A 10,514-nucleotide genomic window follows, 5' to 3' on the forward strand; every position below is an offset into this window, starting at 1 on the left:
TCCATTTTTTCCAATTATGCAGTCATTCATCGGAAGGGTTCATCGTTGTTCTAAAAGCCCAGGACATCCTTCGACGAATGAAACCATACAAAAATCTATCAGTCCAAATAAGTCTAACCAAATTTGAATCTCTCCAAAACCTTCAAATTCGTCCGACGATTGTACCTCTGCTAAGCAGGTTCTATCGCCTCAAAAGATACCGAGCTAGTTCCACTCGTCGGATCACTCCTTGCTAGATTAAATTTCCAGCTTTATAAAAGGTTTGAATTTTGTGTTGGCCAAATTACCTCTTTCAGTGGTCGGACGAGAACTCATTTTTACTTCAATATTGAATGCTGCCTGCCCCCAAAGACAGGTTTGTTGTTCAATGTTCGATATTCTCTGAGCTTGGTTCTCATTTTTTGTATATTGAAGAGTTCTCATTGAGAGAACAAGATCTTTGAAAATTGAACTATAACGCCAAAAATGAAAGAGGTGTAACCATTGTCTTTTGAAGAATTTGGCCTAAGCCCCGAACTTATGAGCGGGCTGGCCGACGTACGAATTGAAGAACCCACACCTCTCCAAAATGAAGTTATTCCACCGGCATTACAAGGGAAGCATTTGCTTGTAAAACATGAAGCCGGCGATGACGGTGTATTTTTGATACCTGCTTTGCAGAAGTTGACAACCAACGGAGAGGTTTCTGGCACACGAGTTTTAATATTAACACCATCTATTGAGCGAGTTAAGGAAATAGACGAAACGGTTTGGGCTATGGGCTACCATGCTCAAATCAGCAGTGCGGCGCTTTCCATGAAAGGAATTCGCACTGAGCAAGAACAAGCGATAAAAGATGGCGCACCGGTTGTGGTAGCAAATCCCGGCCGGCTAATTGAAATACTGGAAAATCACGAGCTAAAGCTCCCTCACGTGGATTTGATCATCATTGATGAAGCCCACGGCATGGAAAACTATAACCTGGTAAGCCGGGTGAAGGATATCATGCAAAAAGTGGAGAGCGATCCACAGGTGCTTATATTTTCCAAATCTAACAACAAAGCCACTCAACAGCTTTCCTCTGCCCTGTTAAAAGATGCTCAGGTTATTGGATTTGATGACAACGCTGTCTCTGATTCCAAAGAAGAAACAACATCAGAGTCCGAATCTCAGGATGAAAAATCTCAGCCTGAAAATCAGCAGGAAGAGCAAGAGGATTTTGAGCTCGATCAGCAGGAAGTGAACCGGAAGCTGGCCGAGGCAAGTGTAAGCGTCGTGCTCAACCCGGAGGAGAAAAAGGAAGAAGAAAAAGCTGAGCAGCAGGATTCCGGAAATCAGGATGAAGAGCCAGAACCGGTTCCCGAAGACTTGACACAGGCTTATATTTATGTGCCACCGAGAGCCAAGATCTCCACGTTACTGGCTCATCTTGAGGATACATTGACAGATAAAATAGTGGTGTTTGCTGCTTCCAAACGTACTACGGATCGACTCTTCCGCATTATCCGTAAGAAAGGTTGGGGCGTGGTGAGCATCAACAAAGGCTTGAAGCAGGAGTATTATGATGAGCGCTTCGGGAAGTTTACCTCAGGCGACATGAAGATCTTGCTGGTGGGCGGACTTTCGGCCACGGAAGTGGAGCTGGATGAAGTGAAGCAGGTCATCAACTACGATGTGCCTAACGAAGTAGAGGAATACAAATATCGTGCTGAGTTGGTTGGCCGTGGTAAAGCAGCCCGGATGGTATCTTTAGTTTCCAAAATGGATAAGGATGACATCGACGAGATAGTGAAAAAAGTGGGATATGCTCCTACTGAAATACCGTTGCCTGAAGAAGTGAAAGAGAAGAAAAGCCGTGGCAAAGGCAAGAAGTCTTCCGACAAGAAGAAATCGAGCAATAAAAAGCGGGATAAAAAACGCCGCCAGCCTAAGAAAGAGAAGAAATCCAACGGACTGCCACGCCCATCCTATGACGGATTATCCGGTGGAAAAGAAGGTGACAGTAACGGTAAACGTCCATCCCCAAGCAGCTCCGACGGAGCTTTTGGCTGGATCAAAAAGCTGTTTAACTGATTTCAGTTTTTATTATTGAATAGTCGAAAGGCGCATCAAATGATGCGCCTTTTTTTGTACACTTTTCTCTTTGAGAATCAGAATTGATGTCTTATTCCCCTTTATCCTTTTTAGCTTCATTCAGCTTAATCCATCCCTTTTTGGCAAACCATTTCACCGCTAAATCTCCGCCAATGCCTCCGAGGATGGCACTTACAATTACGATGATCCAAAATTCAATATCCATTTCCGTCAAACTTTAATTGATACTTAGTTTAACTTCCAGAATACAAAAAACAGGTACTTTTCATTTTCAGGATACCCGGGGAGGGATAAATTTCTTTGTCAACTCCAACAAAATCCCGGTAATCTCCAAATCCTGGGAATCACGGTTCAAAACGGGAAGTAAAACTCTTCGAAATTGAATATCCCATTTTTCAATATTCGATGCTCTCCGCTATCCATCACCCGGCTCTTTTCGAATCTGACTCCCCTGCTTTTAAAACTGAACCGAATGATGGATTACAGAACAAATCAAAAAAACAGGGAAACATTTATCACCGGGAACCAACTCGAGTAAGCAAGAAATGATTAAAAGATTGGGGTGTTTGCGGTCTTGTGTTTTCTTGATTTTGGTTCGTTTTTTATCAAGAAAAAATGAAACAAGAGGTCGACAAAAGGCAACCCATTTCGAATTCAACACAACACAAGCGATACGCTTACGCCTGAACTGGGAAGTAAAAACTGTAACCTCATTTTACGATTAAAACCTATGTTCTTTATTGAATGTTCGATACTCAATGGCTACCATCCGACGCACCGATTAACAAATGAGATTCTATGAGCAACGATTTCGAAGGTACCAAGCAGAAGTGGAAAGACCCTAAAACACGTCGAAGAATTGGAGTTGGAGCTTTCATTGCACTCATTATTGCGGGCGTTTATGCCGGGGTGAATGAAGTTTTTCCTGAGCAGAACGGACATTACGGTTTCTGGTCGGTAATGCCGCCCGTGGTCGCCATTGTTCTTGCGTTCTATACCCGGGAGGTGGTCAGTTCTCTTTTCATCGGAATTTGTTTGGGTGGAGTGATCTCAGGAAAGCTCAATATTGTACAGGATTTCTTGATTCCCTCCGTTGGAACCGAAAGTTTTGCGTTGATTATCATCGTGTATCTTTGGGCACTTGGAGGATTGATCGGCATCTGGACAAGAACCGGCGGTGCAGAAAGATTCGCAATTTGGGCCAGCAAGAAAATGGTGCGTGGTCCTCAAACCGCTAAATTCTTCACCTGGATGATGGGACTCATTTTCCATCAGGGCGGGACTATTAGTACCGTTTTGACCGGAGCCACGGTTCGCCCCATTGCCGACAAACATAAGGTCTCTCACGAAGAACTGGCTTACATGGTAGATTCCACCGCTTCTCCCGCCGCCACGCTCATCCCCTTCAACGTGTGGCCGTTTTATGTAGGTGGACTGGTAATCGGAACACTTCCCTTCCTGGAAACCACACAGCAAAGTGTCTCCTTTTTCTTCTCTGCCCTCCCTTACAATTTTTACGCCATTTTTGCGATCCTTTTGACGCTCCTATTTGCCTGGGATAAATTCCCATTCGTTCCCGGGAAAAAAATGAGAGCTGCCATCAAACGTGCTCGTTCATGTAAAGGATTAGACCGACCCGGTTCCTCTCCCATGGCCGCTGATGAACTCACCAAAAGTGCGATCCCAGAAAATTATAATTCCGGGCTGATCGACTTTTTTGGTCCGATCGGGACTTTACTCGGAGTAGCCATCATCCCCTACATCGTATCTCGTTTTATTTTAGATATGGGCGAAAATGCGGTTTTGTTGATTGCTGAAGCATTCATTTTAGCCGTTTTAGTTGGCTTTGGAATTGCACTCGCCAAGGGAATGAAACTGCAGGAAGTGATCGATGGATTTATTGACGGCTGTAAAGGCGTGACCATTGGAGCCATCATTCTTGCCCTTGCAGTTACACTGAAAGAAGTGGCCGATGCGGTCGGAACTGCTCCATATGTAGTCGATCTGGTTGGAGATGTGATCCCCGCTTACCTTCTTCCCGGCTTGTTGATGGTTCTTTGCATGTTGATCGCGTTCTCAACTGGAACTTCCTGGGGAACGTATGCTGTGGTATTTCCGGTCGCCATCCCGTTGGCCTGGGCGGTGGTTCCCGATCCATTTTTTATCACTCTTTGTTTTTCTGCCGTGATCGGCGGATCTGTTTTTGGAGACCAATGTTCACCCATTTCGGATACTACAATTTTATCTTCCCTGGCTACCGGTTGTGATTTAATGGATCATGTTCAAACACAGTTTCCATTGGCGATTCTGGCTGGAAGTTTAGCTGTGATTGCTTATGCGGGTATGGTTATTTTCTTTGTTTGATATGGACTAAACTGACGATCCTCCCTGAAAAATCAGTGAACTGATTTTTCTGTCCCTCCAGAGGGACACAGGTTCTTTGCTTTGGCAAGATGTTGGTTATCAAACTAAACTTTAGAACTAAGCAAGAACTTATCTCTCTTTGGCGCCTGCTTGCCGAATAAGGTAAGAGAGACCGGATTTAGCTTCGTCCCGTGCATACGGGAAGAGAGGAACGATGTTGACTTCATATCAGCTCTACAATTCAACCTGCGCATCTAACTTCAAACCCCTACCTTCAAAGCGCACTGATAACTGTTTACTGCTAACTGATCACTAATATACATGCCGAAAGAGAAGAACAAACTTCCCAAGCTTCCTAAAAAAACCAAAGCACAGAAAGAACGAGCGCTGGAAATTCTGAATGAGCTCTACAAATATTATCCCAACCCTCATTGTGAGTTGGATCATCGGAATCCGTTTGAATTGCTGATCGCAACAATTTTGAGTGCTCAGTGTACGGATGTCCGCGTAAATAAAACCACGCCGGCACTTTTCGAAACCTATCCCACGCCGGAATTGATGAAAGATGCTCCGTTGGAGGAGTTGGAAGAATTGGTAAAATCAACAGGATTCTATCGTAATAAAGCCAAATCACTGAAAGAAACTTCACGGATTTTAGTAGAGGAATTTGACGGAATTGTCCCTCAAAACATGAAGGATTTGCTAAAGCTGCGTGGAGCTGCCCGAAAAACAGCGAATGTGGTTTTAGGAAATGCCTTTGGAATCAATGTCGGAGTAGTAGTAGATACGCATGTTAAGCGATTTTCGAACCGATTTGGACTCACCAAAGAGAAGAAGAACACGAACAAAATAGAAAAGGACCTAATGGCGTTATTTCCCCGCGAAAGCTGGACGGATCTTTCACACCTGATGATCCATCATGGTCGCGGCCCGTGTAAAGCCCGAATTTCGGAAGCGCCGGATCATCCACTGTGCAAGAATTACGGCATAAATTGTGAATGCCAGAAAATGCGGAAAGATAGTTGATCCAATCGCGTAGGGGCAATTCATGAATTGCCCCTACGCGATTTATTAAAATATTTATCCTTTTCCCACAATTGAGGATTCTTTTCAATGTATTCCGTGATTTTATTCAATGATTTTTGATTACGAATGATGTGCTCATAGTAATTTCTTTGCCAACAACTACTCCCATTCAATCCAAATCTATTATTTATTTCTTTAGATACATTCATTTTATACCAGCCCACAATTTTAGACAAATACATTTGCCGCCTTTCTTTTCTATAAGTCTCATGATCAATAATTCCCAACCGTAGGGGTAATTCATGGATTGCCCCTACGGTTGGGGTGTGTTTTTGGGTAACTTCAATGATTCCGTGAACGTGATTCGGCATTATCACGAAGGCAGGAATTCGAACATAATCATATTGTATCGGCATTCTCAGCCAATATTTATAAGCTACATTCCCCAGTTCATTTTTCGCCATCATTCCATTTTCAATGTTACCAAAGATAGCTTCCCGGTCTTTCGTGCAAATTGTCACGAAATAATATCCCGGATTTGAATAATCGTAGGATTGCAGTCGAATCGATTTTCGGTTATTCTTTGGCTTGTAATCTTTCATGGTTATTGAATTAAATTCTCTTTGTATTTGTAGGGGTAATTCATGAATTACCCCTACAAATACAGGTTGCTTTCTCTTAGTAAGAGCTATTTAAAACCAATCCCTTACAAAATATTTTAAAAGACGTGTCTGATATTAAACCTGATTCCATTTTCAATTCCTACACAGACCCCATCCCGCCCTTACGGTTTGATGTGCAGATCATCCCGATCAAACAGGACGGGAAAACCTATCTTTATTTTCAGGATCAATACGGATATGCCACCAGCGATTTTGCCGTTCCACAATCTGCTCGGTCTATGCTTTCCTTGTTTGACGGGCAGCGAAGTGTGGAAGATATCATGGAGTTTTCCGACAATGGCGTGACCAAAGAACAGATCCTGGAATATGTTCAATTTCTGGATGAAAATGCCCTGCTGCATTCGGCTCATTTCAAAGAACATGCTGCTAAAATGGAATCAGAATATGAACGCTCGGACGTACATTTTTCTATCACAGCAGGACTCGCCTACCCCGATGATCCCGAAGAAATGACCCACTTTTTGAATGAGGCTTTTGAGAAACTCCCAACATCGGAACCGGTTCAAACCGCAAAAGCACTCTACGCACCTCACATCGATATACGGGTAGGAATGAACAGCTACGTGAAAGCTTTTTCGGCTATCAAAGAACTAAAACCAAAACGAGTGGTGATGTTGGCCACTTCCCACTACTCCGGCATGTATCCCGATATTTATGAAGAGCGGCCGTTTGTGATCGCCTCTAAAGATTTCAAAATGGTGAACGGAATTGTGAAAGCGGATTGGGAAGGCATTAAAAAAATCCGTGAACAAATTGAGGGTGAGGAAGAACATTACGGCGTCACGTTTCAGGATAGGGCGCACCGTATCGAGCACAGTATTGAGCAACACCTCATCTTCATCAATCACCTTTGGGAGCATGAATTTTCGTTGATCCCAATTGTCGTTGGCGGCCTAGATGAATTGTTTTACAAAGCCGATGGGTTCCAGGGACAGCAAGTGGAAAACTTTTCAGGATTACTGGCAGAATTATTCGTAGATGATGACAATACGTTTTTTCTGATCAGCGGAGATCTCGCCCACATTGGCAAGAAATTCGGAGATAACAAACCGGCCAAAGAACTATTTGATGACATCCGGAATTTTGATGATGCTTTCCTGGATTTCGGAGCCTCCGGTTCACCCCAAAAATTGCTCAACCTGATGAGCGAAAAATATGACCCTTTCCGCATTTGTGGATATCCACCGCTGTATTCTTTCCTAAAAACTCTGCCCGGTTTGAATGGAGAAATTCTTACTTATGATATCTGGGATGAGAGTGAGCGGGAAAGCGGCGTGAGTTTTGGGTCGATTTTATATCGGTGAATTTTAATCACAGCGTTTTGCTACGAGTTCTCCAATGCACGAAGTAAACGTAATATTCCTTTTCAACATCTTCGCCCCGGTGATCCGGGCTGGCATTCCGAACCATGCGGAGAGCTTCCCGGACGGCATCCTCAAGCCAAAGCTTGGGAACGAGAGTCAACGAAAATTGTGAGTATCAATGATAAAAATATAATTCTCGGCTTCTCGGGAATGATATCAGGCGGCTAATCCAACGGGTCTATCCTCGCTGTTGGATGTTCTTACTCTTTGATCTCCATTCGTTCGGCAAAGTAATCACAAAAATCGCGCATGTCGCCGGCAATGCGTTCGTCATCAATGGAATTTTGGAGAGTATTGGCCATCGTAACCAGGGTTTGATGGAAGAATATCTTCATTTCGTCAACCGTCATATCGCGGGTCCACAGATCGAGTTTAAGTGTATCTTTGTTGTGAGCATCCCAAAAAGATAGCAGCATAGCCCGGCAATCTACGGCATCCACATTCGGCATATCATCTGCGCTGAATTTGATGTTAGTGGCTACATTTTCATCGTCTAATTCTACCGTGATGTTGATGTCTTTTTTCTGCATGGAATTGGTTGATTTGAATTTCATCTAAAACTAAGGGTTTCTGAGTTTATTCACTTATTCATTTAGTAAAAATGATGCAGAAGCTCATCACATGCTTTTGGTTTGGTCATACACCTAGATTCCCGCCTTCGCGGGACTGACCTATGGGGAGGCAAAGACATACCTTACGCTCAGCCACCTAACCGTTTCTAAAGCTGTAGGATTTATTTCATTCCCCATGCAATTAATGCATATTTTTAGCGCTTCATCTTTCAATCAGATATTCATCAAATTTGTTAGCACTCGAAAACATAACGCTGCACCTTGGCGAGCGCACGCTACTGGATGGCGTCAGCACGTTCATCAATCCCGGTGAGCGCATTGGTCTTGTGGGACCGAATGGCGCCGGTAAATCAACCCTTCTCAAAATTATCATGGGCATTATGGAGCCTGATGGAGGGAGCATTGCATTGGCAGGGGAAGAAACACTTGGGTACCTCCCACAGGATGGCGTAGATCCGGACTTCACCCTAACGGTTTTAGAGGAAGTGGAAACGGCCTTTTCAGAATTATTTGAGCTTGAAATGAAGGTGAAGGGTATTCAGGAAAGGCTTTCTCAAGCGGATCATCAAAGTGATGAATACAAAAAACTGATGCAACAATATGGGGAACTTCAAACCAAGCTGGAGTCTTCCGGATTATATGAACTGCGCTCTGAAGTGGAAAAAGTATTAATGGGACTTGGATTCACCGAGGAAGATTTTCATCGTAAGACCTCGGAATTCAGCGGAGGATGGCTGATGCGAATTGCCCTGGCTAAATTGCTACTTCGCCGGCCAACCTATCTTCTTTTGGATGAACCGACCAACCACCTCGACATCGAATCGCTGCAGTGGATGGAGAATTTTCTGAATAACTATGAAGGGGCGGTAGTCGTAGTTTCTCACGATAGAGCATTTCTTGATACGATTACTAACCGGACGCTGGCTTTACGCCGCGGTAACATTTCTGATTATGCCGGGAATTATACCTTTTATGAAAAGAAATGGGCCGAAGAGCGTGAGCTGCTCCTGAATGCCAAGAAAAATCAGGAAAAAGAGATCAAGCAGACGCAAGAATTCATCGATCGCTTTCGATATAAAGCCTCCAAAGCCAGTCAGGTGCAAAGCCGTATCAAGCAGCTCGAAAAGATGGAAGAAATTGAGATCGAAGAAGAATTGGACGATGTCTCCTTTCAGTTTCCCGAGCCCGAGCGCAGTGGACAGGTAGTGATGAAGCTCGAAGATCTCCACAAAAGCTACGACGATAATGTAGTGTTTGACGGCATTGATTACGAGATCGAACGGGGTGATAAAATTGCGGTGGTTGGTCCTAATGGAGCCGGTAAATCAACCTTAATACGGGTTTTGGCTGGGATGGAACCTTTCCAAAGCGGCAAACGCATTGAAGGACACAACGTAACAGTGAACTATTTTGCACAGCATCAGGCAGAGGAACTGAACCCCACAAGAGATGCACTCGAAACATTGCAGGATGCCGGTTCCAACCAAAAAGAAAGTCGGCTCCGGACGATCTTAGGCTGTTTTCTTTTCCGGGGAGATGATGTTTTTAAGAAAGTGAAGGTACTTTCAGGGGGAGAAAAAAGCCGGCTGGCGCTGGCAAAAATGCTTCTGTCTCCCGCCAATCTGCTTATTTTTGATGAGCCGACAAACCACCTGGATATGAGCAGTAAGAACATTCTGCAACAGGCTATTCAGCAGTACGAAGGTACCTGCCTGATCGTATCGCACGACCGGGATTTCCTGGATCCCATTGTAAATAAAGTACTGGATGTACAGCCTGGATACATCAAAACGTATTTGGGGAATGTCTCCTATTACCTTGATAAAAAGCGGGAAGAAGCAGAAGCTAAGGATGCAGAAACTTCACCCCAAAAAGAAGAGCAGGAGAACAATCAGCTTTCCCGAAAGGAACAGCGGCGTATTGAAGCTGAGCAGAGAAATGAACGCAATCGCCGAACCAAACCTATCCGTCATAAGATCGAAGCGGTGGAAAAGGAAATCGAAAAAATGGAATCTCGTAAAATGGAGATCGAGGAAGCTATGGCTCAACCTGATTTCTATGACGATGAGGAAAAAGTGAAAAAATTCTCATTAGAATATGACCAACTCAAGGCCGTCCTTACAGACCGATATTCGAAGTGGGAAGAATATCAGCAGCGACTGGAAATGATTGAAGAAGAGTTAAGCAGTGAGCAGTGAGCAGTGAGCAGTGAGCAGTGAGCAGTGAGCAGTGAGCAGTGAGCAGTGAGCAGTGAGCAGTGAGCAGTGAGCAGTGAGCAGAAAAATGATTATGAGAAATATTACTTACAAACTTTTTATTGGGATTTTTTTAATTCTTGTGGGCTGTTCTTCATCTGAGTCAATGGTCTCAGAATCGAATTCATTAAAAGAGAAATCTGGCGAAGAAGCTTCTGATCTTTCCAAACGTATTTT

Annotated in this window: 8 protein-coding genes; 5 read left to right on the forward strand and 3 right to left on the reverse strand. The window is 43.9% G+C overall.

The window, feature by feature from the left end:
- Window positions 1-483: 483 nt before the first annotated feature.
- Window positions 484-2,052, forward strand: a complete 1,569-nt coding sequence (locus tag B151_RS0116045; protein WP_020404670.1) for a DEAD/DEAH box helicase — start codon at window positions 484-486, stop codon at window positions 2,050-2,052.
- A gap of 91 nt (window positions 2,053-2,143) precedes the next feature.
- On the opposite strand, the gene B151_RS20415 is transcribed toward B151_RS0116045, so the two are convergent.
- Window positions 2,144-2,278, reverse strand: coding sequence for a hypothetical protein (locus B151_RS20415; RefSeq protein WP_020404671.1), 135 nt, complete (start codon window positions 2,276-2,278; stop codon window positions 2,144-2,146).
- A gap of 593 nt (window positions 2,279-2,871) precedes the next feature.
- On the opposite strand from B151_RS20415, the gene B151_RS0116060 reads away from it, so the two are divergent.
- Both B151_RS0116060 and nth read left to right on the forward strand, forming a co-directional pair.
- Window positions 2,872-4,437: a Na+/H+ antiporter NhaC family protein gene (locus B151_RS0116060; RefSeq protein ID WP_020404673.1), complete on the forward strand. Its 1,566-nt coding sequence runs from the start codon at window positions 2,872-2,874 to the stop codon at window positions 4,435-4,437.
- Between the two features lie 321 nt (window positions 4,438-4,758).
- A complete protein-coding gene (gene nth, locus B151_RS0116065; protein WP_020404674.1) occupies window positions 4,759-5,463 on the forward strand; it encodes an endonuclease III in 705 nt (234 codons plus the stop codon).
- 20 nt (window positions 5,464-5,483) lie between these two features.
- On the opposite strand, the gene B151_RS19035 is transcribed toward nth, so the two are convergent.
- The gene (locus B151_RS19035) at window positions 5,484-6,065 is read right to left on the reverse strand and encodes a transposase (protein ID WP_020404675.1); all 582 of its coding nucleotides are present in this window, start codon (window positions 6,063-6,065) and stop codon (window positions 5,484-5,486) included.
- A gap of 125 nt (window positions 6,066-6,190) precedes the next feature.
- On the opposite strand from B151_RS19035, the gene amrB reads away from it, so the two are divergent.
- A complete protein-coding gene (amrB, locus tag B151_RS0116075) occupies window positions 6,191-7,450 on the forward strand; it encodes an AmmeMemoRadiSam system protein B (RefSeq protein WP_020404676.1) in 1,260 nt (419 codons plus the stop codon).
- A 260-nt stretch (window positions 7,451-7,710) separates the two neighbouring features.
- Here amrB and gldC read toward each other — a convergent pair whose 3' ends face one another.
- Complete coding sequence (gene gldC / locus B151_RS0116080; protein ID WP_020404677.1) at window positions 7,711-8,064, reverse strand: gliding motility protein GldC; 354 nt, start codon at window positions 8,062-8,064, stop codon at window positions 7,711-7,713.
- Between the two features lie 248 nt (window positions 8,065-8,312).
- Between gldC and B151_RS0116085 the strand changes: the two genes are divergently transcribed.
- Entirely contained in the window at window positions 8,313-10,280 is a 1,968-nt protein-coding gene (locus tag B151_RS0116085; protein ID WP_020404678.1) for an ABC-F family ATP-binding cassette domain-containing protein, read from the forward strand.
- The last annotated feature ends 234 nt before the right edge of the window (window positions 10,281-10,514 follow it).

It is taken from the genome of Gracilimonas tropica DSM 19535, assembly GCF_000375425.1.
GTDB classification, from domain to species: domain Bacteria; phylum Bacteroidota; class Rhodothermia; order Balneolales; family Balneolaceae; genus Gracilimonas; species Gracilimonas tropica.